Below are 23,076 nucleotides of genomic sequence, written 5' to 3' on the forward strand. Positions count from 1 at the left end.
GTCATCACCCGGTCATCACTTTTTAATCGAATAGGAGTTCACCACCATGCACGCGACGATGGAACATATGACGATCTGGGGTTTGATCAGCGACGCCAGCCTGTTGGTCAAGGCGGTGATGGTCACGCTGCTGTTGGCGTCCTTGCTCAGTTGGTACCTGATTATCCAGCGTGGCAGTGTGCTGCGGCGCCTGGAGCGCCAGTTGAACGGGTTTGTGCCGCGCTTTCGTGCCGCACCGGACGTGCAGACGCTGTACCGCGACAGCGTGCAAGCGGGCGAGGGCGGCGTGGCGACGATCTTTATTGCCGGCGTTCAGGAATACCAGCACCTGCACAGCCACGATCCGGCGGTGCTGGAAGGGGTGGAGCGCGCCTTGCAGGTGGCGATCACGGAGCAGGAAATCGAGCTGGAAAAAGGCCTGCAATTTCTCGCCACCGTGGGCTCGGTCAGCCCTTACATCGGCCTGTTCGGTACGGTGTGGGGCATCATGAATTCCTTTCTCGGCTTGTCCCAGGTGCAACAGGCCACGCTGTCCACGGTGGCGCCGGGCATCGCCGAGGCGTTGATCGCCACGGCCATTGGCCTGTTTGCCGCCATCCCGGCGGTGATCGCCTACAACCGCTTTTCAGCGCGCAGCCAGACGCTACTCACCCGCTATTACGCCTTCGGCAATGAACTGCAAGTGCGCCTGCATCGCAGTCTGCGCGGCATGCCGAGCCACCTGGCCACGGCCGCCTGAACAGGAGCAAGCCCATGTTAACCAGGCCGCAACGCAAGCACGGGCCCAAGGCCGAGATGAACGTGGTGCCTTACATCGACGTGATGCTGGTGCTGCTGGTGATCTTTATGGTCACCGCGCCGATGCTGACCCAGGGCGTGAAGATCGAACTGCCCAAGGTCGCCGCCGAGGCGCTGGCCACCGATACCCGTCAACAGATCCTCACGCTGTCGGTAAAGGCTGACGGCGGTTACTACTGGAACCTCGGCGGCGAGCTGGACACGCAGCACCAGACCGACAGCGCCGTGAGCCTGGAGGAGATGGGCGCCAAGGTCATGCAGGTGGTGGCGGCGCGCAGTGATACGCAGGTCTATATCCGTGCTGACGAAGACGCGGGTTATGGGCGCGTGGTCGCAGCGATGGCGGTGTTGCAAAAGGGCGGCGTCAGCAACCTGGGGCTGGTGACCGAGGCCCCGCAATGACGGCGATGATCATGCACAGTTCGACCCTGGTTATGGCACCTCGGGATTTCAGCGGGTGGTGGCGCAAGGGTATGGCGGCGAGTCTGGCCGTTGCGCTGCATGTGGGCGTGGTAGCCGCGCTGATGCTGGGCTGGTCACCGGAGAAACCGAGGGTGCAAGCGCCTCAGGTGATGCACACCCAGCTGGTGATGCTGCCGCCGGCGCCCGTGCCCGAACCGGTGGCTGTGGCGCCGCCACCGCCTGCGCCCGTGGTGGTCCCGCCGCCGCTCAAACCCACCCTCGACCCGCAGGTCCAGGCGCAAAAACTGGAGAAGGCTGCCTTGGCGCGTAAACGGGTCGAGGACAAAAAACTTGAGCAGCAACAGGAGCGCTTGGCCTCCGAACAGCGCAACCGCGAGCTGGAGCTGGCGCAACAACGGCTGAACCAGGACCGGCTGGCCGCTGAAAAACCGCGAGTCGCCACACCCGCTCCGGCCCCGGCGTTCGACAGTCGTCAATACCTGCCGCTGAGCAAAGAAGCACCGGAGTACCCCGAGCGCGCCCTGGATAAAAACATCGAAGGCGATTGCTCGGTGGAATACACCGTCAACCCCCAGGGCCGCGTGGAAAACCCCAAGGTGCTGGACGGCTGTCACCCGCTGTTTATCCGGCCGTCACTGGCGGCGGCGAATACGTTCCGCTACCAGCCGAGGATTGTTGAAGGCAGGGCGGTTGCGGTGCCGGCGGTGCGTAATACCTTTCACTACCGCATCAAGTAGGGACTGGCGCTGGCCAGGCCCTTGATCGTGGTCTTCTGATTCGCCGCCCGCAGCGGTTGCAGGTCGGCGGTCGGCGATCGTCAAAGGCTTCGCTTACCTGCGCCTGGAGAAGGGGGCGGTGCGCAGTTCACGTTATGTCCATTGCATTGGGTGGCGTGTCGGTCTGTCTTGGCGAGCCCGCAGGATCAGGTACGAAAGCGCCCCACCAGCCCGCTCAGTTCGGCGGCCAACTTCGACAGTGCATGGCTTGCCGCGTTGGTCTGCAAGGCGCCCGCTGCCGATTGCGCCGACAGGTCGCGGATCGCCACGAGGTTGCTGTCCACCTCACGGGCAACCTGGGCTTGCTCTTCGGCGGCACTGGCAATCACCAAGTTGCGCTCATTGATCTGGCCGATGGCGGCGAAGATATCCTCCAGCACTACCCCCGACGCCTGCGTGATCTCCAGCGTGCCTTGTGCCCGAGCCGTGCTGCTGCGCATCGAATCCACCGCCTGTTCGGCAGTGCTCTGCACGCTCGCAATCATCTGCTCGATCTCGCGGGTCGACTCCTGAGTGCGGTAGGCGAGGGTGCGCACCTCGTCGGCCACGACCGCAAACCCCCGACCGGCTTCACCCGCCCGGGCGGCTTCGATCGCTGCGTTGAGGGCCAGCAGGTTGGTCTGCTCCGAGACGGCTCGGATCACGTCCAGCACCTTGCCGATGTTGCGCACCTCATCGGCGAGGTGCTGGATACGTTCGGCGCTGCCCTGAATCTCGGCGGTCATCGATTGCGTACCGTTGATGTTCTCGCGTACCTGCTGACGGCTTTTTTCTGACAGCGTATTGGAGGCGGTGGCCGCTTGCGAAGTAGACACCGCGTTGCGCGCCACTTCTTCGACCGCACTGGTCATCTGGTTAACGGCGGTTGCGGCCTGTTCGAGCTGCATGTCCTGCTGCTGGAGGCCACGGTTGCTTTCTTCGGTGACGGCGTTGAGTTCTTCAGCGGCCGAGGCCAACTGCGTGGCTGAGTCAGCGATCTGGATCAGTGTTTCACGCTGGCTGGCTTGCATGCGTTGGAGCTCAAGGAACAACTCGCCAATTTCGTTGCGGCCAGGCGAGACGACCTCGCGGGTCAAATCGCCCCCGGCAATGCGCTTGAAGTGCTCGCCGGCCGCGCGCAATGGGCGCAGGACGGTGCCCGAGATGAATATCCAGCAGACGACAGCCAGTGCCAGGGTCAGCAGGATCAAGGCAATGGCCAGGGTTTGCGAAGTCTGTAGCCGCGCAGCCGCCTGCGTGTTGATCTCCTGAGTACGGGCATCCAATGCGCCGACCAGCTTCATGCGAATGTCCTGGAGCTTGGTCATGCTGTTGCCGGCATCGATGTTGACTTGAAAATACTGTTTGGCGGAGCGCGCGCGAGCGGCGGCGCGCTGACCGACGATGGCCACGCCATATTCGGCGAACGCATGCTTGAGATCTTCGGCGAGGGCCTTCAACTTCGGGTCACGCAAGTCTGTGGTAGAGGCATTGACCTTGGCGATGGCTTCACTCCAGATCGCCTCGCTGCGAACCAGCCGGGCTTCAGCGTCATCGAAACGCTCGCCGACGGTCTCGATGAACGCCGAGGACACGTTGGCGCTGGTACGGATTGCCAGCAGCAACGCATTGTTGATGCCGTCGATTTGTCGCGAGGTACGCCCCAACTCGTCAATCTGATCGTAACTGAGTACCGCCGACCGCCCGCCGTTAAGGGTCGAAAACAACAGTGCAATGGCGAACAGCAGTAGCACCCCGATCATGCCGGTGCGAATTTTCAGATGGGCAAACATGGGAGTACTCCGCGGACCACTTGATTGATATTGATCGAACTATCCGCATTCATCCCCGGAACTTAAATGGCAGAAGTGGAAACCCGTTCGATTATCGAACCAAGCGTTCAAGGGGTCGGGTGCGCGGGCTGAGTGGGGTTTGCGACGCAGCCGTTTCACCCGCTTCGCTGACAAGCCGTATGGCATGCCCGCAAGGCTTCAATCCAGCAGGCGACTGACCTCCCGCAGACGCACGTCGTTCAGGTTCCCCGTAGACGCCAGCAGGTTCAACTGCGCGAGCAGAATTCCATAGCGCTGCTGGGCCAGACGTTGCTGGGTATCCGTGACTTTCTGCTGTGCGTCCAGCACATCCGTGTTGATGCGCGAACCGGCCTCAAAGCGCTGGGTTACCGACGTGAGGTTGACTTGGCTGGATTTCAGCGCCTGCTTGAGCGCCCGGTATTGGCTCATGCCGCTGGTCACTTGCAGGTAGGCCTGGCGGGCCATCAGCCCGGCGTTGCGGCGCGCGTCTTCGAGCTCATCCAGGGCCTTGCTCTGCAACGCATGGGCTTCACGCACGCGGCTGCTGGTACGGCCACCGCCATACAGTGGCACGCTCAGTTTGACCCCGACCACCGTGTGGTTGTAACGATTCTCGGGCAGGGTGACGTCGTACACTTCGCCGCCCACCGAGGCAAAACGGCCATGGGCGGCGATCAGGTCAAGGGTCGGCAAGTGGCCGGCTTGTTCCTTGTTGATGTCCTTTTCGGCCAGGCTCAGGGCAATCTGCGCCTGCTGCACGGCGAGGTTGCCTTGTTGCGCGGTGGTCGCCCAGGCGTCGATGGCGGCGGGCACCGGGGCACTGAATTGCGGCTCCTTGCCCGACCACGGGAGCGCCTGGGCGGCAGTCAATTGGGTGAGGGCTTCGGTGGCGATATCCAGCGCGCCGCGTGCGGCGATTTGCTCGGCGAAGGCCTGGTCGTACTTGGCCTGCACCTGTTCGAGCGCGTTGTGGGTGCTGGCGCCATCGGCCAACAAACGCCGGGTGCGGTCCTGGCTCTCCTGCAGGGTTTGCAACTGTTGCGTGCGGGTGTTGAGCAGTTCCTGGTTGAGCAGCACATCAAAGTAGGCGCGGGCGACACGCAGCATCAGGTCCTGGCGCGCCTGTTCGGTCTGTATTTCGCTGACGCTGATCAACAGTTTGCTTTGGTCGTGGGCGATCACCTTCTGCCAGCGCAACAACGGTTGGGTGAGGACCACGGCATAGGCGTTGGTGTTATTGCGGTTGCGATGGTAGTCGGACGAATCCTCGGCATCGACCCAGGCCGCGCCGCCGGTGAGTGACAGGTCCGGCAACAGGTTGGCGCGGCTTTGCGGTTCTTTTTCCGCCGTGGCCAATTGTTGCGCCTGCGCGGCGGCGAACTTCATGTCGTGGGTCAGCGCCTTCTGGTACAGCTGGTACAAGTCTTCCGCCGAGGCGTTGGCCGGGCAGCAGGTGAGGGTGAGGCCGCACAGGAAAGTGAGCAGTGTGATGGGGTCGAGATGCAGCCCTGGAATACGCAAGGGGATGTGCTCCACTGGAAAATTTATCGGCTGAGGGTGCTTCTGCGCATCATCAGTACCATGGGAATGCCGATGGCCATGACCGCCCCCAACGTGCCGAACAGCATGCTGAAGGCCAGCATTTGCGCTTGTTCACGTGCTTGCAGGTAAGGCATCAGCGCCAAGGCTTGTTGATGGCTTGCAAGGTTCAGGGACAGAAACAGCGGGTTGGATTCCACGCCGCCCCAGCCACTGGCAACCAGGCTGGACTCGGTCACATGCTCGGACAGCAGGCGATAGCGCTCCCACGAAAACCGCGTGAGCAGGGTCGCGGCAATGGCGATGCCGACGCTGCCGCCCAGTTGGCGCATCAGGTTGAGCACGCCCGAGGCGCCCGAGATCAACGTCAGCGGCAGACGGCGCATGGCCAGGTTGGTCAGCGGTACGAAGATCATGCCCAGGCCCAGGCCGCGAATCACCAGGGGCCAATAGAGCGTGTCCGGGTTACTGTCGAGGGTGAATTGGGTGTGCAGGAACATCGCGTAGCAGTACATGACGATGCCCAAGGTCACGAACACGCGCTCGTCGATCTTGTTTTCCTGGGACAGCTTGCCGATCACCAAGGTGCTGATGGCACTGGCCACCGCCCCGGGGAAAATCACCAGCCCGCTCTGGTACGCGCTCTGTGCCAGCAACGTCTGCAAAAACAGCGGCACCATGAATAAGGTGCTGTACAGCCCGAAGCCCACGCAAAACGCGCAGATGCAGCCCATCAAAAACTCGCGGTTCTGAAACAGCGCCACATTGACGATCGGGTTGGTCGCGCGCCGTTCCCACCAGAAGAACCCCACCAGGCTGAAGCTGCTGAGCAACAGACAGGCGACCGTCCAGTTGGATTCCATCCAGTCCCAATGCTCGCCGCGCTCCAGCAGGATCTGCAGGCTGCCGACGCCCAGGGCCAGCAGGCAGAAGCCGCTGTAGTCGACGCTGCTGGGTTTGCTTTCATTGGCTGAATCGCCGATGCACAGCCAGCACAGCAGCAGGGCTACGGCCCCGATAGGCACATTGATCAGGAATATCCAGTGCCAGGACAAGGTGTCGATCAGATAGCCGCCGACGGTGGGGCCCAACGTCGGCCCCATCATCACGCCAACGCCGTACAACGCCATGCCGCTGCTGACCTTCTCCTTGGGGAATACGTCGTAAATGATTGCCTGGGAAATCCCCAGCAACCCGCCGCCCGCCAAGCCTTGCAGTACGCGGAATGCCACCAGTTGCCAGAGTTCGGCGGAAAAGGCGCAGCCCACGGATGCCAGTACGAACACCGCCGTGGAGACCAGGTAATAAGTGCGCCGCCCAAACCAGGCCGACAGCCAGCCGCTGACCGGCAGGATCACCACGTTGGCCACCACGTAGCCGGTAGACACCCAGGAGATTTCATCGACCGACGCCCCGTAGGTGCCCATCAGGCTGGGAATCGCTACGTTGACGATGGTGACGTCGAGCAGCTCCATCATCGACACCAGCGTCACGGTCAGCGCAATCAGGTACGGCGACCTCATAGCGTTTGGCTACCGTGCTGTAGCGTGGCGACTTCGACGAAGGCGCTCATGCCGGGGCTCAACAAGGCTTTGTAGTCATCCGTCACGTCTTTGAGGGCAATCCTGACCTGGACGCGCTGCACCACCTTGGTGAAATTGCCGGTGGCGTTCTCTTGAGGCAGCAGTGAAAACTTTGCACCGGTAGCCGGTGCGAGGCTTTCGACCACCCCGTCGAATGTGTGCCCGGGAAACGCATCCACGCTGACTTTGGCGTGCTGGCCGACTCGCACGCGCCCGACCTGGGTTTCCTTGAAGTTGGCGGTAATCCACAGTGGGTCGGTGGCAATCAGGCTCAACAGCTTCTGCCCGGCGACCACAAATTGGCCGGGTTCCACTTCTTTTTTCGAGACAATGCTGCGCACCGGCGCGGTTTGACGGGTGTCGTGCAACTTGATCCGGGCCTGTTCCAGTTCGGCTTGCGCCGCCGCGATCCGGTAGTCCTGCACCTTGAGTTCGGCTTTGTTGGCCAAGGTGCTTTGCGCGGCAGCCTGGGCATTGCTGCGTGCTACTTCCTGGGCGTGGCTCAGGGCGTCGAAACGCGCCTTGGCCACCTCAAGATCCTGGGTGCTCAACACGCCTTGGGCGCCCAGGCGGCGGGCGCGCCCATAGTCGTTGCGCGCCTGCTGCAGATTGGCGCTGGATTGTGCCAGCGCCGCTTGCGCCGCCTGGCGCATCGCGACCGCGCCGAGGACCTGGCTGTCCAACGCGCCCGGGCCGCCGCCACGCCCTGCGGCGGCAAGCAACGCCTGCCATTGCGCCTCACGCTGCTCGACCTGGTATTGATATTCGCTGTCGCGGATCTGAAACAGCAGATCACCGCTTTGCACCGTGACGTTGTCCGTCACCGGCACGCTCACCACCACCCCCGAGAGCTTGGCGCGCACCGGAATGATCACGCCATCGAGCTCGGCGTTATCGGTACTCACGTAAGCGTTGGAATACTGCCAACGCTGCCAGCCGAGCAGCAGTAACCCACCGACCACAACGCCGCACAGTGTCAGTTTTATCAATTTACCTTTGGTCATGTCCTGTTCCCTGTGGTCATGCGAGGCGCTCAAGCAGTGAATCACCGAGTGCGCGTTTGCCACCGGTGAGAAGGACGGTCGATGCTTCCTGCGGAGTCATAGAAAGAATTAACGGCGCGTTCCACCGAATCCCGGGCATGGAGCCCCCTGGCGAACACGCTTGTGTTCACTGTCGTTGGCGCTGAGGGGCTTGGTGACGCAGGCAATCAGCGCTTAACGTTTTCGCGAATAAGGCCCGATCGATATTGGTTTTTTAATATCAGTGCGTCTTGAACGAAACGCTTGTCTTTCGCAAAACCATGGCGGCGGTGCGGGGCGTCATGCCAATCATGCGGCGCATCATGCGGGCTAAGTGCGCCTGGTCGGAAAAGCCGCCGTCGGCGGCGGCGTCCGACAAGCTGGAGCCGTCAGCGAGGGATTTGGACGCTCGCTCGAGTTTGTTCCAGATGATCCATTGGGAGAGGGACACGCCCATCTGGTGCGTGGCGACATAACGCAAACGCGGGCCGGACAGGCCGACTGCATTGGCGGCGCGGCTGACGGAGCCAGGACCGTCGTGGTCCAGGCGCAGAATGTTCAAGGCTTTGTAGAGGCGTTGGTCGATGGGCGACACAATCGCCAGCAATCGCCCCAGGGCTTCGACGAACTGGGGCAGGGAGGTGGTGCGGTGAAAGCACTCCAGCAGTTCGTCACTGGCCAGGGCAATGCCATTGTCTTGCAGCAATGCGTTGAGCGCACGGCCCAACGGGGTGTCCGCGTTGACGTACACAAAGGCCACCGGATGACTATCGGCCACGGCGCGGTGTTCGACATTGGGCCCGATGATCACGCCGGCCGCACGGATCAGCTGGCCGGGCAGTTCCAGGGTGACTGGCTGGTGTACGCCGATGCACAACTGAATCGCAACATGAGAATGTGCAGTGTTTTGATCCGCGCGACCCATGTAGCCGGCCCATGAATCACCAAAGGTAACATTGCCATCCCACATGTAAGGTCTTCCTGACTCGGAGGGTGAATAGTGCGTGTGCAGGGTAGGCCTGCACAAATCTTGATTCAAGCACTGGGCGCCGGGTCTCTCTGCGACGCTGCGCGCATGCCTCCCAATTTGATACAGGTTTCGTCGTATTCGCTAGCAGGGTCGGATGGTTCTCTTGCCCACGCACGTCGGGTTTTCGCGCGCTGCGGGAAAGGGTTGCAAGGGTTTTAGTCTGACCGTAGATAACGTTGTATTTTTCCCAGGCCTGCGGTCAGATGGGCGCGGAAAATTAGTGGGTCAGGTTGGTCACTCATGCGCGCAGAACTCGCACACTATGGCGGTATTACCGTCATGATTCCGGCCGCGCTGGTCATCGCTGTGTGGCTGCGCTATTCATCGCCGCAGGCGTTCAGGTGGTGGGTAGTCACCGTCACTTGCACTTATTCAATCGTGGCGTTCAGCAAGTTGCTGTTCAAGGGCTGGGGCGTTTCGTTTCAACACCTTGATATTGCCGTGCTCAGTGGCCACGCCATGAACACGTGCCTGATGGTCACCGTGGCAATGAGTTTGATTGCACGCCAGTTCAACCTGGCCTTTCGCTGGCCGGCGGCGCTCGCCGGACTAATCGCCACCGGCTGGTTCAGTGCTTATTGTGTCGCGCCGTATATTCACCCTCTGAACGAGGCGTTGGCGGGCGGGTTATTGGGCGCTGTGGCTGCGCTGGCTTTCTTGTGGCGAATAGACGTCGCGCCGGTCAATGTGCCGCCGTCGCTGATCGGCGCTGGGCTAGTGGTCGTGCTATTGAGTGCGCTGGCGCCCAAGTACAACGCCGAGCGCCTGCTTAACCATTTAGCCGTCAGCGTCTCGGGGGCGCAACACGCCCACCAGGAGCCCGCGTGGCGCGCCTTGACTGGCCGTACAGGTTCACGAGTGCCCCTCGGCGCTGAAGATGTGCGCCAGTAACTCGTCGGTCTTGGCTTGCATGAAATGGCGGTCGCCACGGCTTTCTACGCACAGGCATACGGACAGGGGATTACTGACTTGCAACTTGAAGCGCCAGTCAGCGAAGACCATGGACAGTCCGGAGCCGGACTCGTCGAAGTCTAAAGAGTTGCCGGCATATAACACGTGCATACGCTCAACTACCGTTGTCGAGTTGTCGACGTTGAGATGAATGTTTCCCGAAGAAGGGAATAGGCCAATACGCTCTACGAGTAACTTTGAACCTTTCATGGCCGTGCCCCGTCGCTATGTTCAGTGGGCACTTTATTATGAAGAAGAACAAAAGTAAGCGAATGTTATTTTTAGTCAGGCAATGCAGTTGTTGTTATTTATTGTCCTGCTCGATAGATGGTCGCCCTCTGTCAGCTGTGATCATAATTAAAGGGTCGTAAGTTATCTATTCTTGGAAGTTTGAGATAAGGCAGTCCCTTTGCCGATTTATTACTGTGCGGTGTGTGGGAGGTTGCCTTGTTCAAAAAAGTTTTGATCGTGTGTATTGGCAATATTTGCCGCAGTCCCACTGCGCAACAACTGCTGGGGGCCGCCCTTCATTCATCCGGTATCAAGGTGAGTTCGGCAGGCCTGGCGGCTTTGTCTGATCACCCGATGGAGCCCACGGCAGACGAAGTCCTGCAAGAGCATGGGCATGCTCCCCAAACGCACAGGGCCCGGCAACTGAGCGTCGAGGCCGTGAGCGAGGCGGATCTGATTCTGGTGATGGAAAGGCATCACATCGACGGCGTACTCAACCTCGCTCCCGAGGCCCGGGGCAAAGTGTTCCTGCTGGGCAAGTGGCAGCAAGAGCTTGAAATCCGGGACCCGTATCGACAGGGAAAGCCGGCCTTTGTGCAGGCCTATGCCTTGATTGAGCAGGCGGCACACGCCTGGGCACAGCGCTTGGCGCGATGACGCCCCTTTTAATGATTACAAGGACGAAGACTCGATTTATGTATTCACCCCAGAACGCCTCTGCTGACAATCCGCACCGTGACGAGATCGATGTACTCGGCATGCTGGGCACCCTGATCGATCACAAATGGTTGATCGCTGGAGTCACCGGTACCTGCATGTTGATCGGCGCAGCCTACGCAGTCCTGGCGTCTCCGGTGTACCAGGCCAACGCCTTGATCCAAGTGGAACCGAAGAAAAACGACATGCTCGGTTTCTCCGATGTGAGTAGTTTGTTGGGCAAGGAATCACCGGCGGTGACTGAGATCGAGCTGATCAAGTCGCGCACGATCATTGGCAAGACGGTCGATACCTTGAAGTTGGACATTACCATCACCCCCCAGCACTTCCCGTTGATCGGCGGTTTTCTTGCCCGGCGCTATGCGCCACAAACCCCGGGCGATATTGCGTCGCCGCTGTTCGGCATCAGCCGCTATAACGCCGGTGGCGAGCGCCTGAGTCTGGCGACGCTGAAGCTGCCGGCCGCATTGTTGGGTACCACACTGGTGTTGGTGGCCGGAGATGACCAAAGCTATCAACTGTTTGACGAGGACGGCCGGCAGATCGCTGCGGGCCGCGTCGGCGAGCCGTTCGCCGAGGATGGCGTGGAGGTGCTGGTCGAAGCCCTGCGGGCTAACCCGGGTGCGCGCTTCAAGATTGTACGCAAACCACGCCTGGACGCAGTCGCTGATTATCAGGACCTGCTCAATGTGGTGGAGCGCGGTAAGGAATCGGGAATCATCAGCCTATCGCTGGAGAGCACTCACCCGGCCTTGGCGGTGCGCACGCTGAATGAAATTTCCAACCTGTATGTGCGCCAGAATGTTGACCGCACTTCAGCCGAGGCGGCGCAGAGCCTGGCGTTCCTCAATGATCAATTGCCACAGGTGCGCCGCGACTTGGAGAAGGCTGAAAGCGCGCTGAATCGCTTTCAGACCCGTAGCAAATCCATCGACATTAGTCTCGAAGCCAAGGCCGTGCTCGATCAGGTGGTTGCCCTGGACACCGGGATCTCCGAACTCAAGCTGCAACAGGCCGAAATGGACCGCAAGTTCACTCGTCAACATCCGGCCTATCGCGCGTTATTGGCCAAGCTTGATGAGCTCAACGGCAAGCAGGCGCAATTGACCAAGCGGATCGAAGGTCTGCCCAGCACCCAGCAAGAACTGTTGAGCCTGACCCGGGATGTGCAGGTGGGCACCGAGATTTATACCCAACTGCTCAATCGTTCCCAGGAACTGGATGTGATGCGGGCCGGCACCGTGGGTAACGTGCGCTTGATCGACAGCGCCGACGCAAACATCAGCAAGCCCGTTGCGCCGCGCAAGGTCATTGTGGTGCTGCTGGCGATGCTGCTCGGTGGCATGTTTTCGGTGGGACTGGTGCTGGTGCGCAGCCTGCTCAATCGTGGCTTGGAAAACCCCGATGACATCGAGAAGCTCGGCTTGCCGGTATATGCCTCAATCCCATTCAGTCCGTTGCAAAAGACCGCGGAAATCCGTGCCCTCAAGGGCCGCTCGGCGATGCCGCAGCTACTGGCCCTGAATCATCCTCATGATCTGGTCATGGAGGCGATGCGCAGCCTGCGCACCAGCCTGCATTTCGCGATGCTGGAGGCGAAGGACAATCGCCTGATGATTTCTGGCCCCAGCCCGGAGGTGGGCAAGACGTTTGTCTCGGCGAACCTGGCTGCGGTGGTGGCCCAGTCCGGGCAGCGGGTACTGCTGATCGATGCGGATATGCGCAAGGGCTATATGCACAAAATGCTCGGCACTACCGCGCAAAACGGTTTGTCGGATCTGTTGGTCAAACGGTGCCAATTGCAGGAGGCGATTCAAAAAACCGATTTGGAACTGTTCGATTTCATCGGGCGCGGGCAGATTCCGCCCAACCCGTCCGAATTGCTGATGCACCCCAATTTTGCTGTGTTGTTGGCCGAGGTCAGCGAGCTGTATGACCTGGTGATCATCGATACGCCGCCATTGCTGGCGGTGACGGACGCCGCCATCGTCGGGCGTCAATCCGGTACAAGCCTGCTGGTGACCCGTTTTGGCGTCAACTCGGCGAAGGAAGTCGAGTTGACCCTACGGCGCTTCCATCAGAACGGTATCGAGCTCAAGGGCGCAATCTTCAATGGTGTGGAAAAACGCCGCTCTGCCAGTTACGGCTACGGCGACTACGGCTACTACCACTATGCCTACCACTCTGACAAAGCCTGACGACTTATGAGCAAGGTTCTTGAGAAGCCGCTGCTGGGGCAACGTTCGTTGTCGAGCCGGTTTCGCCTCAACGTTTTGAGCTATGGCTACACCCAGTTGGTGACACTGGCGGCGCAGTTGGTACTGGTGCCGTTCTTCCTGCACGCCTGGGGGACTGGGCGTTATGCCGATTGGTTGGTACTCACCGGTATTCCGTCGATGCTCAGCCTGCTGGACCTGGGTGTTGCCCAAGCCTCGGCCACCCGCGCTACGGTGCGCGCAAGCCAAGGGGATGTGCCAGGTGCGCGGCGCAGTGTGCAGACCGCGTTGGCATTTACCCTGGTGGTGGTTGCGCTGGTATCGCTGTTCGCGTTGACCTTGGGCCGGTGGATCGACTGGGTCGGGTTACTGAAGCTCAAGAGTCTTGAGCCTGGCCAGGCAAGCCTGGTGGTGCTGTGCATGTCCGGTTACCTGTGTACGCGTTTATTGGGTGGGCCGATCGAAGCATGGTTCCGGGTGATCGACAAAACCGTCGGCGGTGTCTTGATCATGGCCAATCGCAGAACGCTGGATATCGTGCTGTCGATTCTCATCCTGATGCTGGGCGGTACCGAGCTGCAGTTGGCCCAAGGCATGTTCTTCAGCCAAGTGCTGTTCCTGGTGTTAGTGACGCTGTTTGTGCGACGTATTTCGCCCTGGCCGCTGCTTGGATTGGCGTCGGCCTCCTGGGCAGAGTTTCGCGGCATTTGGAAACCCGCCGTGGGCAGCGCAGCCATCCCGCTGGCGCAGTTGATCACCCTGCAAGGCGGTTTGCAGCTGCTGAACCAGATCGCCGGCCCAGGCGTGGTGGTGGGTTACACCATGGCACGTACTTTGATGCGGCTGATCATCCAGTTGGGCATCACCTGCAGCAATGCGCTGACCCCTGAAATCTCGCGCCTGGCCGGGCGCGGTCAGTTCGAGGAGGCTCGGCGCTTTACCCAGCGCGCCAGTTCTCTCGTACTGGGTGTGTGCGTGCTGGTTTACGGCGCCGGTATCTGGGCCGGCCCGCAAATTATTATGCTGTGGAGCCATGGTTTGGTGCAGATCGACCGGGTGTCATTGGCGCTGATCGGCTCCCATACAATTTTGAACGTGGCCTGGTTCATTCTCGCGGCAATGTTGATCTCCACTAATCGTCACACCCGGACATCGGTGATTTACGCCCTGAGCAGCTTGGCGGTGTTGCTGTTGTGGATGCTGTGCATCGACCGGATTGACCCGTTGTTGGGAGCTTCGCTGTTGCTGTCGCTGCCGGAACTGGTGGTGCTGGTGTACCTGCGGTTGATCAGTAAGGTGCAGTTCGCTGGGGAGGTGTGCCCATGATGTTGTCCCAGGCGCGCTTGACCCTGTACCTGCCGCTGACGTTTTTCGCCTTGCCGTTGGCGTTGAGCAATAACCTGTCGCAGCCCTTGGCATTGCTGCTGCTATTGCCCTTTGTGGTGTATGCGGCGCGCGGATTCACCCGGGCAGCGGCTTTGCTGGCGTTCGTGGTCGGCGCCAGCATCCTGCAGGTGCTGGTGTCCAGCGGCTCGAAAATCTCCTTGTATCAATTTTTGCGTTCCGGCATTCCGTTTCTCTATTTTGTGCTGCTGTTGGCCGGCTATCGCTATGCGCTGGCCAACGTGGAGAAAATCGCACGCGCCCACAGCGTCAGCTATCGCCGCATCATCGAGCGGGCGATCTACATTTTTGCCCTGGGTCAGTTGCTGCAAGTGAGCCTGTATGGCGTCGGCATTGATCTTACCAACGCGGCCTCCAAGTCCAGCGACGAGGTGGGCCGGATCATGCTGTTTCCCACCAGTTCGGCCGTGCTGCTGTTTTTCTACGCCTGTTGCCAGCGCAAGATCGCGTTGATGCTGATCCTCGCGGTGACACTGCTGGCGGCGGGTTCCAAGACCATCCTGGCGGCAATGGCGGTAATGATCCTGTTATCGGCGATCACCCAGCGCAAGCTCAAATCCCTTGCGGTGCTGGTAGTGGCCATCGGTGCCTTGGGCACGCTGACGTTTTATGCCAGCCCCCTGGCGGTGTCGCGTTTTGCCGCGTATCTGTTTGAGGAGAAGGGCGAGGACGTCACCCGTGCCTTCGAGATCTCTCATGCCAAGGCGTCCTTTCTGGAGAACCCGGCCACGGTGTTTCTCGGCAATGGCCTGGCGAAGCAATTGACGCCGGGGGTACCCACCAATGACGAGCGTTGGTTCGAGAATTCCAAGTTCGATATCGAGAACGGATATTGGGGCGTACTCGCGAAGTTGGGCGTGGTGGGGGTCGTGCTGTTTGGCCTGCTATTCAGCGCCTTGCCACGCAACCCAGTGTCGCTGGCGGTGGGGGCGATCCTGCTGATCTTCTCGTTCAAGACCAGTTACCAGTTTTTCACCACGTTTGACGGCAGCTATCTGCTGGTGTGGTCGATATTCATCGGGCTGCTCAATAACGCAGCACCTGCGCGCCAGGCCTTTGTCCTGCCTATACCCCCTACACATTCCTCGTTAAAACAGGCTGGATCATGAGCGCATCTTTACGCCCCGTCAGGGCCGGGATACTGACGTACCATTTCAGTGAGAACTTCGGCGCTGTGTTGCAGGCCTATGCGTTACAGCGCTGGCTGCAGCAACAGGGCTTGCAGGTCAGTTTGATCAACTACCATCCGGCTTACGTCGAAGACGGCAGCGAGCTCAAACAACTGCTGAATCCACGTCACTTCAAGGGCAATCTCAAGGCGCTGTACTTGAAAACCCTGTCTTTGAAAACCTGGGTGTTTGGGGCTAACGCTCAATCTCGTCAGTTTGAGGCGTTCAAGGCGCGCTTCCTGAATATCGACGGGCCGCGCTATACCCGTGCAGATCAGCTCAACCAAGCGGTCCGCAACCAGCAGTTGTTGGTGGCAGGCAGTGATCAGATCTGGAACCCATCGGGCCAGACGGGCCTGGACCCTGCGTATTTTCTTGCTTTCGATTGCGACAAGGCGATTCGGCGCATCTCTTACGCCGCAAGCTTTGGCAAGGAGTACCTGGAGCCTGAGTACCATGCGAAAGCCGAGGTGCTGCTCAAGCAACTGTCAGCGGTCAGCGTGCGTGAAGAGAGCGGGGTGGCAATTGTCCAGCAAGTTTCGGGGCTGGCGGCCCAGTGTGTGCCCGACCCGACGCTGCTGCACCGCGATTACTCGGCGTTGCTGGCCACGTCCACGCAGACCCGCAGCGGCCATGTGTTCTGTTATGCGTTGCGTACCGGCGTCGGTGTCAGGGAGGTCGCTCAGGCGTTGTCCCAGCACGTCGCCGGGCCGATTGTTTCGCCCTATAACGCGCACCGGCGCTGGCGGCAGATCGGCCAGACCGTGCAAGTCGGGCCGCAGGACTGGCTCAAGTTGTTGAAGGAGTCGGCGTATGTGGTGACCAACTCTTTTCACGCAACAGTGTTCGCGATCATTTTCGAGAAACCGTTTATTGCCGTCGGTTTGCCGGGCAGCAAGGCCTCGCTCAACGCCCGCGTGTGCAACCTGCTGGCAAAGCTGGAACTGTCCCAGCGCTTTTTGCCGGCGGACAACGCCGATCAGGTGCAGCGCTTGATCGCTGCGCCGATTGACTGGGTCGCGGTGCGCGCCCGGCGCCAGGCGTTGCAGCAAGTGGGCGAGCGCTATTTGTTGGAACAACTCGCGGCGATCAAGTCATGAGTGGCTTTGAACGCCTGAAGTATGTGGACACCTTGCCCCGCAGCGACAAGGCTCGGCGCCTGGTCTGGGGCGTGGTGTATCGGTTGCTGTTTCGCCCTACGCCACGGTGGATGCTGCATGGCTGGCGGTGTTTTCTGCTGCGCTGTTTCGGCGCCAGGATCGGTGTTGGTTGCCGCATCGCACCCACCTGCTGCATCTGGGCACCGTGGAACCTTGAAGTCGGTGACTTTACGGCCATCGCCGATGGAGTGGATGTGTACGCCATGGCCAGGATCACCATTGGATCAAAAGTCGCCATCAGCCAACGCAGCTTTTTATGCACGGGCACCCATGACACTCGCAGCCTGCTGCGGCCGCTGGTGACTCGGGCGATCGTCATCAAGGACCACGTATGGGTTGCCGCCGAGTCCTTCATCCATCCGGGTTGCGTGGTGGGCGAGGGCTGTGTGGTTGGCGCGCGCTCGGTGGTCACCACCGACTTACCGGCCTGGATGATTTGCGTCGGTGCGCCCTGCCGCTCCATCAAACCGAGAGACATCGCACAATGAAACAGGTAAAGCGCATGATGGATAAGACATGGAAGTTGATGTTTTTTTTCAGCGAGTTTTTTCGCGACATGTACACGTTTATTCGCCACAACGGGTATTCGCCGTTGGCGAGCCGCAACAAGAAGTTGTTTTACAAAATCCTGATTGAAACCCACACCGTTGAAAAAGGCCTGTCGCTCAAGGAGCCCAAGCCGCTGTTCGGCAAGGATAAGATCAACGGTATCATTCATATGCTCAACGAGTACGACCGCACCTACTCGTCGTTACCGCTGGAAATGGCGCTGGGCGCCTTCCAGGGTTATCTCGACCTGCATCGCACCCTGGGTTTGAGCGATGACTTCCTGTTTTACCTGGATGCTTATGTCGAGCATCTCAAGCGCGACGGTACCTCGGGCAATGGCGGCACCAAGCGCGCCGCGCCGTGGCTGGGCAATGGCGGGCTTGACGCCAAGGCGTTCCTGGAGTCGCGCTCCAGTTGCAGGATGTTCCAGCCCGGCAAGCTAGACAGCCGCTTGCTGACCTCGCTGGTGGAGCTGGCGCAGTCGGCGCCGTCGCAATGCAACCGCCAGTCGTCGCGGGTGCATGTCTACCAGGACCGCGCGGTGATTGCGCAATTGCTTGAGCTGCAAGGCGGATCGCGCGGCTTCGCGCATTCCGTGGACAACCTGTTCGTGGTCACCTCGGAAGTGACTGCCTGGGGCGGTGCCGGCCAGCGTAACCAGCTATATGTCGACGGTGCACTGTTTTCCATGGGCCTGCTGCTGGCGTGTCATGCCAATGGGCTGGGCGCTTGCCCGTTGAACCTGGCGATCCTGAACACGCTGGAAAAGAAAATCTGCAGTGTGGGCGGTATCGAAGCCAGCGAGCGGTTGATCATGATGATCGCGGTGGGCAAACCCCTGGAAAGCCACTTCCGGGCCGCGCGTTCGCCACGACGTTTGACCGCCGAAATTCTGCAACTGCACGGTGGCTGACATGAAACGCGAAACCGTCAGTGTGATTATCCTCACCTACAACGAAAGCCTGCATATCGCCCGTGCGATCGAATCGGTGCGCGCCTTCAGCGATGAAGTGCTGGTGGTCGACTCGTTCTCCAGTGACGACACCTGCGAGATCGCCCGGCGCCACGGTGCCCTGGTGGTGCAGCACGCGTTCGTCAACCAGGCCAAGCAGTTCCAGTGGGCGCTGGATAATTTGCCGGTCACCGGTAACTGGACGATGCGCCTGGATGCCGATGAAATCATCGAGGCCGACCTGGCCGCGCAGATCAACACGCGGCTACCGACGCTGGACAAGGACATCACCGGCATCAACTTCAAGCGCAAGCATATTTTCATGGGCCGCTGGGTGCGCCATGGCGGCCGCTACCCGTTGCAGATGCTGCGGCTATGGCGCACGGGGCAGGGGCGCATCGAAGATCGTTGGATGGACGAGCACATCTCGGTGGCCGAGGGCCGCACCATCACCCTGGAAGGCGGGTTTGCCGATCACAACCTGCATGACTTGACGTTCTTCACCCACAAGCACAACCAGTACGCGACCCGGGAAGCGATTGAGATCATCAACTCGCGCCTGGGGTTATTTGTGGTGCGCCATGAATTGAATGAGGGGCACAGTTCGTTCCAGGCCAGGCTCAAGCGCCTGGTTAAAAACCGTGTGTATAACCGCGTGCCGTTTACCTTGAGTTCGACCGCGTACTTTCTCTGGCGCTACTTCATTCAACTGGGTTTTCTCGATGGCCGCAGCGGCCTGGTTTATCACGTGCTCCAAGGTTACTGGTACCGCTTTCTGGTGGGCGCCAAGGTGCTTGAACTGGAAACCGCGATTGCTCACTTACGCGATAAGGACGCAATTATCCGCGAACTTTCAACGTTGACCGGACATAACTTGACGCTGCCCACACCGAAGTAACTGACCGTTTTTAACAAACACCCAAGTTCGGGTGTCGGCCTTCGTTCGCCTATTATTTGGGAGATAGACATGAAAAAAGTCGCGCTTATTACCGGGGTTACCGGGCAGGATGGTTCTTACCTGGCGGAACTGTTGCTGGAAAAAGGCTACGTGGTGCATGGCTTGAAACGCCGCTCTTCGTCGTTCAATACCCAGCGCATCGATCACATTTACCAAGACCCCCAAGCCCCGCATAAAAACCTGATTCTGCACTATGGCGACTTGGCGGATGCGTCCAACCTGACGCGCATCATCCAGCAGATCCAGCCGGACGAAATCTATAACCTCGGCGCCCAATCCCACGTGGCCGTCAGCTTCGATTCGCCGGAATACACCGCCGATGTGGATGCCCTCGGCACCTTGCGCATCCTCGAGGCGATCCGTCTGCTCGGCCTGGAAAAGAAAACCCGTTTCTACCAGGCCTCCACCTCCGAGCTGTACGGGTTGGTGCAGGAAACCCCGCAAAAGGAAACCACGCCGTTCTATCCGCGTTCGCCCTATGCCGTGGCCAAGCTGTACGCCTACTGGATCACCGTGAATTTCCGCGAAGCCTACGGGCTGTATGCCTGCAACGGCATCCTGTTCAACCACGAATCGCCGCGTCGTGGCGAAACCTTCGTCACCCGCAAGATCACCCGGGCCTTGACCAACATCGCCCTGGGCCTGGAGCAATGCCTGTACATGGGCAACATGGACGCCTTGCGCGACTGGGGCCACGCCAAGGACTACGTGCGCATGCAGTGGATGATGCTGCAACAGGACAACCCCGAGGACTTCGTGATCGCCACCGGCGTGCAGTATTCGGTGCGCGACTTCATTCGCTGGTCGGCGGCGGAGTTGGGGGTGCGCTTGCGTTTTGTCGGGGAGGGCGTGGAGGAAGTCGGGGTGGTCGAGCACATCGACGGCGACCAGGCGCCCGGCATGCTGGTGGGCGACGTGATTGTGCGGGTGGACCCGCGCTACTTCCGCCCGGCGGAAGTCGAGACGCTGCTGGGCGACCCCTCCAAGGCCAAGCAGAAACTGGGCTGGGTACCGGAAATCAGCGCCCAGCAGATGTGTGCGGAGATGGTGCGTGAAGACCTGAAAATCGCGCGGCGCCATGCGTTGCTGCGCCTGCACGGCCACGATGCGCCGATTGCCGTGGAGAACTGAGCATGGCACGTGATCTGAACGCGCGGATTTTTGTCGCCGGCCATCGCGGCATGGTCGGCTCGGCCATCGTGCGCCGCCTCTGGGCCTTGGGTTATACCCAGATCCTCACCGCCAGCCGTGATGAACTGGACCTGTTGGACCCGGTAGCGGTGCAGGCGTATTTCGCCGAGCAACGGGTCGACCAGGTGTACCTGGCCGCGGCCAAGGTCGGGGGGATTCATGCCAACGCCACGTACCCGGCCGATTTCATCTACCAGAACCTGATGCTCCAGGCCAATGTGATCCACGCCGCCCACACGCATGGGGTGTTCAAGTTGTTGTTCCTCGGCTCATCGTGCATTTACCCGGTGCTCGCCGCCCAACCGATGACCGAACAAGCGCTGCTCTCGGGCGCGCTGGAGCCGACCAACGAACCCTACGCCGTGGCCAAGATCGCCGGCATCAAACTGTGCGAAAGCTACAACCGCCAGCACGGGCGCGATTACCGCAGCGTGATGCCGACCAACCTGTACGGCCCGGGCGACAACTACCACCCGCACAACAGCCATGTGATCGCCGGCTTGCTGCGCCGTTTCCATGAGGCGGTGCAGCGCGGTGATGAAGAGGTGCTGATCTGGGGCAGCGGCGCGCCACGGCGCGAGTTCTTGCATGTGGATGACATGGCGGCCGCCAGCGTGCATGTGATGGAGCTCAGCCAGGAGCGCTATGGCGAACACACCGAACCCATGCGCTCCCACGTCAACGTCGGCACCGGCGTGGATTGCACCATCCGCGAACTGGCCGAGGCGCTGGCGCGGGTCACGGGCTTCAAGGGGCGTTTGCGTTTCGACACCAGCAAACCCGACGGGGCGCCGCGCAAGTTGCTCGATGTCAGCCGTATCAACGCCCTCGGCTGGGAAGCCTACGTGCCGTTGGAAGAGGGCCTGCGCGATGCCTACAACGCGTATCGCGCTGCCCTCGAACAGCCTCGGGGCCAGTGATGAAGATCCTTCTGTATGGCATCAACTACAGCCCCGAGCTGACCGGCATCGGCAAGTACAGCGGTGAACAGGCGCGTTGGCTGGCCAGCAAGGGCCACGCGGTGCGGGTGGTCACGGCGCCGCCGTATTACCCGCAATGGCAGGTCAGCGAGGGCTACTCGGCGTGGCGGTTTCGCACCGAGCAGGTCGACGGCGTGACGGTGGTGCGCTGCCCGTTGTACGTGCCGCGCAAGCCCACGGCGCTGAAGCGCTTGCTGCACCTGATCAGCTTTTCCGCCAGCTCGTGCCTGGCGGTACTGGGGCAGCTGCGCTGGAAGCCGGACCTGGTGATCCTGGTGGTGCCCACCTTGTTCTGCGCGCCCCAGGCGTTGCTGTTGGCCAGGCTGTGTGGCGCCAAGTCGGTGCTGCATATCCAGGATTATGAAGTCGATGCGATGTTCGGCCTGGGCCTGGGCGGCAGCCCTTTACTGCGGCGACTCGCGTGGGGTGTGGAGCGCGGCTTGCTGCGGCGCTTTGATCGGGTCTCGACGATATCCAGCGGCATGCTCGATAAGGCCGCCGGCAAGGGCGTCGAGGCTCAGCGCCTGCTGTTCTTTCCCAACTGGTCGGAGACCGAGCGTTTCCTCGATGTGCCGCGCAACAGCGGGCTGCTGGAACGGCTCGGCGTGCCGGCGGGAAAGCGGGTGCTGTTGTACTCGGGCAACATCGGCGAGAAGCAGGGGCTCGAACTGATCCTCGATGCCGCCCAGGCCCACGCCCATCGCCCGGAGCTGGTGTTTCTGATCGTCGGCCAGGGCGCCGGCAAGGCCCGTCTGCAGCAGCGCGTAGAGCGCGAGGGCTTGCACAACGTGGTCTTCGCCCCGTTACAGGCCTATGAAGACTTGCCTGCGCTACTGGCCTCGGCGGACGTCCATTTGGTGATCCAGAAACGCGGCGCGGCGGATTCGGTATTGCCCTCCAAGCTGACCAATATTCTGGCCGTCGGCGGCAATGCAATCATCACCGCCGACCCCGAAACCACCCTTGGTCGCTTGTGCGATGAGCATCCGGGCATTGCCGTGCGGGTCGAGCCCGAATCGGTCACCGCCCTGAATGAAGGGATCGCGCGGGTGCTGGCATTGCCGGCGCACAACGCGGTGGCGTTGAACTACGCCGCAGAATTTCTCGATAAAGAACGCATTCTCCAACGCTTCCTGGCACAGGTTTGACGCTTATGTGGCTTGATTTACCGACCTTCAATACGGTCGTGGCATCGACGCCGTTGGTGGCCATCGACTTGGTCGTGAGCAAACCCAGCGGTGATACGTTGCTGGGCTTGCGGATCAATCGGCCGGCCTATGGCTTCTGGTTTGTCCCTGGTGGGCGTATCCAGAAAAACGAAACCCTGGACAACGCCTTCCGCCGCCTGACCCGCGAAGAACTGGGCCGTACCTTTGAACGCGCCGATGCGCGGCTGCTGGGCGTGTTCGAGCACTTCTACGACGACAGCGTCTTCGCCAACACCGGGAGCGGCCCGGACACCCACTATGTGGTGCTGAGTTATTGCCTGACCCTCGCCGAGGATCAGGTGCTGGAACCGCCCACCGAGCAGCATCGGCACTACCGCTGGTGGTCGCTCGATGAGCTGCGCTACAGCCCACGTGTACACGAGAACACCCGTGCCTATTTCTGACCCTCTATCGAAGGACGCCTTC

At 60.6% G+C, this 23,076-nt stretch carries 22 protein-coding genes; 16 read left to right on the plus strand and 6 right to left on the minus strand.

Going from position 1 to position 23,076, the window contains the following annotated elements; all coding sequences use genetic code 11:
- Positions 1-46 precede the first annotated feature (46 nt).
- The 3 genes from tolQ to U5A08_RS11545 are packed head-to-tail and all read left to right on the plus strand — an operon-like array spanning position 47 to position 1,958.
- The gene (gene tolQ, locus U5A08_RS11535; protein WP_321851613.1) at positions 47-739 is read left to right on the plus strand and encodes a protein TolQ; all 693 of its coding nucleotides are present in this window, start codon (positions 47-49) and stop codon (positions 737-739) included.
- A gap of 14 nt (positions 740-753) precedes the next feature.
- Positions 754-1,200 (plus strand): protein TolR, encoded by a 447-nt coding sequence (gene tolR / locus U5A08_RS11540; RefSeq protein WP_253394988.1) that lies wholly within the window; start codon positions 754-756, stop codon positions 1,198-1,200.
- Positions 1,197-1,958: an energy transducer TonB gene (locus U5A08_RS11545; protein WP_321851615.1), complete on the plus strand. Its 762-nt coding sequence runs from the start codon at positions 1,197-1,199 to the stop codon at positions 1,956-1,958. Before tolR ends, U5A08_RS11545 begins: the two co-directional genes overlap by 4 nt.
- A 185-nt stretch (positions 1,959-2,143) precedes the next feature.
- Here U5A08_RS11545 and U5A08_RS11550 read toward each other — a convergent pair whose 3' ends face one another.
- The 5 genes from U5A08_RS11550 to U5A08_RS11570 form a co-directional block, all read right to left on the minus strand.
- Positions 2,144-3,769, minus strand: coding sequence for a methyl-accepting chemotaxis protein (locus tag U5A08_RS11550; RefSeq protein WP_321851616.1), 1,626 nt, complete (start codon positions 3,767-3,769; stop codon positions 2,144-2,146).
- 198 nt (positions 3,770-3,967) lie between these two features.
- Positions 3,968-5,311: a TolC family outer membrane protein gene (locus U5A08_RS11555; RefSeq protein WP_253394994.1), complete on the minus strand. Its 1,344-nt coding sequence runs from the start codon at positions 5,309-5,311 to the stop codon at positions 3,968-3,970.
- A 23-nt stretch (positions 5,312-5,334) separates the two neighbouring features.
- On the minus strand, positions 5,335-6,852 hold the full coding sequence (locus U5A08_RS11560; RefSeq protein WP_321851617.1) for a DHA2 family efflux MFS transporter permease subunit: 1,518 nt from the start codon (positions 6,850-6,852) through the stop codon (positions 5,335-5,337).
- Positions 6,849-7,916, minus strand: a complete 1,068-nt coding sequence (locus U5A08_RS11565; RefSeq protein WP_253394999.1) for an HlyD family secretion protein — start codon at positions 7,914-7,916, stop codon at positions 6,849-6,851. The genes U5A08_RS11560 and U5A08_RS11565 overlap by 4 nt, the downstream gene beginning before the upstream one ends.
- Before the next feature lie 259 nt (positions 7,917-8,175).
- A complete protein-coding gene (locus U5A08_RS11570; RefSeq protein WP_253395001.1) occupies positions 8,176-8,904 on the minus strand; it encodes an AraC family transcriptional regulator in 729 nt (242 codons plus the stop codon).
- Between the two features lie 300 nt (positions 8,905-9,204).
- Here U5A08_RS11570 and U5A08_RS11575 point away from each other — a divergent pair, with 300 nt between their 5' ends.
- A complete protein-coding gene (locus U5A08_RS11575; RefSeq protein WP_247398601.1) occupies positions 9,205-9,855 on the plus strand; it encodes a hypothetical protein in 651 nt (216 codons plus the stop codon).
- On the opposite strand, the gene U5A08_RS11580 is transcribed toward U5A08_RS11575, so the two are convergent.
- On the minus strand, positions 9,817-10,026 hold the full coding sequence (locus tag U5A08_RS11580; RefSeq protein ID WP_253395003.1) for a phosphomannomutase: 210 nt from the start codon (positions 10,024-10,026) through the stop codon (positions 9,817-9,819). The two genes, U5A08_RS11575 and U5A08_RS11580, sit on opposite strands and share 39 nt — an antisense overlap.
- A 336-nt stretch (positions 10,027-10,362) precedes the next feature.
- On the opposite strand from U5A08_RS11580, the gene U5A08_RS11585 reads away from it, so the two are divergent.
- From U5A08_RS11585 to U5A08_RS11640, 12 genes are all read left to right on the plus strand, one after another.
- Entirely contained in the window at positions 10,363-10,803 is a 441-nt protein-coding gene (locus tag U5A08_RS11585) for a low molecular weight protein-tyrosine-phosphatase (protein ID WP_247398609.1), read from the plus strand.
- Positions 10,804-10,841: 38 nt separating this feature from the next.
- Positions 10,842-13,061, plus strand: a complete 2,220-nt coding sequence (locus U5A08_RS11590) for a polysaccharide biosynthesis tyrosine autokinase (RefSeq protein WP_253395005.1) — start codon at positions 10,842-10,844, stop codon at positions 13,059-13,061.
- A 6-nt stretch (positions 13,062-13,067) separates the two neighbouring features.
- Positions 13,068-14,405 (plus strand): MATE family efflux transporter, encoded by a 1,338-nt coding sequence (locus tag U5A08_RS11595; protein ID WP_321851619.1) that lies wholly within the window; start codon positions 13,068-13,070, stop codon positions 14,403-14,405.
- On the plus strand, positions 14,402-15,592 hold the full coding sequence (locus U5A08_RS11600; RefSeq protein WP_321851621.1) for an O-antigen ligase family protein: 1,191 nt from the start codon (positions 14,402-14,404) through the stop codon (positions 15,590-15,592). Before U5A08_RS11595 ends, U5A08_RS11600 begins: the two co-directional genes overlap by 4 nt.
- A complete protein-coding gene (locus U5A08_RS11605) occupies positions 15,589-16,752 on the plus strand; it encodes a polysaccharide pyruvyl transferase family protein (protein ID WP_321851622.1) in 1,164 nt (387 codons plus the stop codon). Before U5A08_RS11600 ends, U5A08_RS11605 begins: the two co-directional genes overlap by 4 nt.
- Positions 16,749-17,300, plus strand: a complete 552-nt coding sequence (locus U5A08_RS11610; protein ID WP_247398584.1) for an LbetaH domain-containing protein — start codon at positions 16,749-16,751, stop codon at positions 17,298-17,300. Before U5A08_RS11605 ends, U5A08_RS11610 begins: the two co-directional genes overlap by 4 nt.
- A gap of 14 nt (positions 17,301-17,314) precedes the next feature.
- Positions 17,315-18,274: a nitroreductase family protein gene (locus tag U5A08_RS11615; RefSeq protein ID WP_321851623.1), complete on the plus strand. Its 960-nt coding sequence runs from the start codon at positions 17,315-17,317 to the stop codon at positions 18,272-18,274.
- A 1-nt stretch (position 18,275) separates the two neighbouring features.
- The gene (locus tag U5A08_RS11620) at positions 18,276-19,211 is read left to right on the plus strand and encodes a glycosyltransferase family 2 protein (protein WP_321851624.1); all 936 of its coding nucleotides are present in this window, start codon (positions 18,276-18,278) and stop codon (positions 19,209-19,211) included.
- Positions 19,212-19,280: 69 nt separating this feature from the next.
- Complete coding sequence (gene gmd / locus U5A08_RS11625) at positions 19,281-20,402, plus strand: GDP-mannose 4,6-dehydratase (protein ID WP_247398576.1); 1,122 nt, start codon at positions 19,281-19,283, stop codon at positions 20,400-20,402.
- A 2-nt stretch (positions 20,403-20,404) separates the two neighbouring features.
- On the plus strand, positions 20,405-21,382 hold the full coding sequence (fcl, locus tag U5A08_RS11630; protein ID WP_321851627.1) for a GDP-L-fucose synthase: 978 nt from the start codon (positions 20,405-20,407) through the stop codon (positions 21,380-21,382).
- Positions 21,382-22,590 (plus strand): glycosyltransferase WbuB, encoded by a 1,209-nt coding sequence (locus U5A08_RS11635; protein ID WP_253395015.1) that lies wholly within the window; start codon positions 21,382-21,384, stop codon positions 22,588-22,590. Before fcl ends, U5A08_RS11635 begins: the two co-directional genes overlap by 1 nt.
- A gap of 5 nt (positions 22,591-22,595) precedes the next feature.
- Entirely contained in the window at positions 22,596-23,054 is a 459-nt protein-coding gene (locus U5A08_RS11640) for a GDP-mannose mannosyl hydrolase (protein WP_321851630.1), read from the plus strand.
- Positions 23,055-23,076 lie beyond the last annotated feature (22 nt).

The organism is Pseudomonas paraveronii (genome assembly GCF_963681955.1).
Lineage (GTDB): Bacteria > Pseudomonadota > Gammaproteobacteria > Pseudomonadales > Pseudomonadaceae > Aquipseudomonas > Aquipseudomonas paraveronii.

Excerpts from the sequence above, each read along its gene's own strand:
- U5A08_RS11575 (WP_247398601.1), top strand. The coding sequence starts at position 9,205 with ATGCGCGCAGAACTCGCACACTATGGCGGTATTACCGTCATGATTCCG.
- fcl (WP_321851627.1), top strand. The coding sequence starts at position 20,405 with ATGGCACGTGATCTGAACGCGCGGATTTTTGTCGCCGGCCATCGCGGC.
- U5A08_RS11610 (WP_247398584.1), top strand. The coding sequence starts at position 16,749 with ATGAGTGGCTTTGAACGCCTGAAGTATGTGGACACCTTGCCCCGCAGC.
- U5A08_RS11565 (WP_253394999.1), bottom strand. The coding sequence starts at position 7,916 with ATGACCAAAGGTAAATTGATAAAACTGACACTGTGCGGCGTTGTGGTC.
- U5A08_RS11640 (WP_321851630.1), top strand. The coding sequence starts at position 22,596 with ATGTGGCTTGATTTACCGACCTTCAATACGGTCGTGGCATCGACGCCG.
- U5A08_RS11550 (WP_321851616.1), bottom strand. The coding sequence starts at position 3,769 with ATGTTTGCCCATCTGAAAATTCGCACCGGCATGATCGGGGTGCTACTG.
- tolQ (WP_321851613.1), top strand. The coding sequence starts at position 47 with ATGCACGCGACGATGGAACATATGACGATCTGGGGTTTGATCAGCGAC.
- U5A08_RS11620 (WP_321851624.1), top strand. The coding sequence starts at position 18,276 with ATGAAACGCGAAACCGTCAGTGTGATTATCCTCACCTACAACGAAAGC.
- U5A08_RS11560 (WP_321851617.1), bottom strand. The coding sequence starts at position 6,852 with ATGAGGTCGCCGTACCTGATTGCGCTGACCGTGACGCTGGTGTCGATG.
- U5A08_RS11635 (WP_253395015.1), top strand. The coding sequence starts at position 21,382 with ATGAAGATCCTTCTGTATGGCATCAACTACAGCCCCGAGCTGACCGGC.
- U5A08_RS11605 (WP_321851622.1), top strand. The coding sequence starts at position 15,589 with ATGAGCGCATCTTTACGCCCCGTCAGGGCCGGGATACTGACGTACCAT.
- gmd (WP_247398576.1), top strand. The coding sequence starts at position 19,281 with ATGAAAAAAGTCGCGCTTATTACCGGGGTTACCGGGCAGGATGGTTCT.
- U5A08_RS11600 (WP_321851621.1), top strand. The coding sequence starts at position 14,402 with ATGATGTTGTCCCAGGCGCGCTTGACCCTGTACCTGCCGCTGACGTTT.
- U5A08_RS11590 (WP_253395005.1), top strand. The coding sequence starts at position 10,842 with ATGTATTCACCCCAGAACGCCTCTGCTGACAATCCGCACCGTGACGAG.
- U5A08_RS11545 (WP_321851615.1), top strand. The coding sequence starts at position 1,197 with ATGACGGCGATGATCATGCACAGTTCGACCCTGGTTATGGCACCTCGG.
- tolR (WP_253394988.1), top strand. The coding sequence starts at position 754 with ATGTTAACCAGGCCGCAACGCAAGCACGGGCCCAAGGCCGAGATGAAC.
- U5A08_RS11595 (WP_321851619.1), top strand. The coding sequence starts at position 13,068 with ATGAGCAAGGTTCTTGAGAAGCCGCTGCTGGGGCAACGTTCGTTGTCG.
- U5A08_RS11615 (WP_321851623.1), top strand. The coding sequence starts at position 17,315 with ATGATGGATAAGACATGGAAGTTGATGTTTTTTTTCAGCGAGTTTTTT.
- U5A08_RS11570 (WP_253395001.1), bottom strand. The coding sequence starts at position 8,904 with ATGTGGGATGGCAATGTTACCTTTGGTGATTCATGGGCCGGCTACATG.
- U5A08_RS11580 (WP_253395003.1), bottom strand. The coding sequence starts at position 10,026 with ATGCACGTGTTATATGCCGGCAACTCTTTAGACTTCGACGAGTCCGGC.